Origin of the sequence: Streptococcus mitis (genome assembly GCF_003944325.1) — a bacterium.
Taxonomy (GTDB): Bacteria; Bacillota; Bacilli; order Lactobacillales; family Streptococcaceae; genus Streptococcus; species Streptococcus mitis_CW.
Window position 1 is genome coordinate 1 of record NZ_RJPX01000118.1, and the last position, 531, is coordinate 531.

The window sequence follows — 531 nt, forward strand, 5'->3', positions numbered from 1 at the left end:
GAATACACTGATCCAGTAGCGACCAAAGGCACGCAAGAACCAGGACGTGAGGGAGAATCAGCGGTTAACGAGTTACTAGAGTACACTAATCCAGTAGCGACAAAAGGAACACAAGAGCCAGGACATGAAGGAGAATCAGAGGTCCAACCGGAGTTACCAGAGTACACTNATCCANTAGCNACNAAAGGNACNCAAGANCNAGGNCATGAAGGAGAATCGGCGGTTAACGAGTTACCAGAGTACACTGATCCAGTAGTGACAAAAGGCACGCAAGAACTNGGANATGAGGGAGAATCAGTAGTTCGCGAAGATTTACCAGAATACACAAACCCGGTGGCAACAAAAGGAACACAAGAACTGGGTCATGAAGGCGAAGCTGCAGTTCGCGAGGAAACTCCAGAATATACTAAACCACTAGAAACCAAAGGCACGCAAGAACCGGATCATGAAGGCGAAGCTGTAGTCCGAGAAGAAGCGCCAGAGTACACTAATCCAATAGCGACCAAAGGGACGCAAGAGCTAGGACATGAA

Annotated in this window: 1 protein-coding gene; it reads left to right on the forward strand. The window is 48.3% G+C overall.

Going from position 1 to position 531, the window contains the following annotated elements:
* The coding region (locus D8787_RS12015; RefSeq protein WP_185776816.1) for an SIALI-17 repeat-containing surface protein at positions 1 to 531 on the forward strand (531 nt) is incomplete at both ends.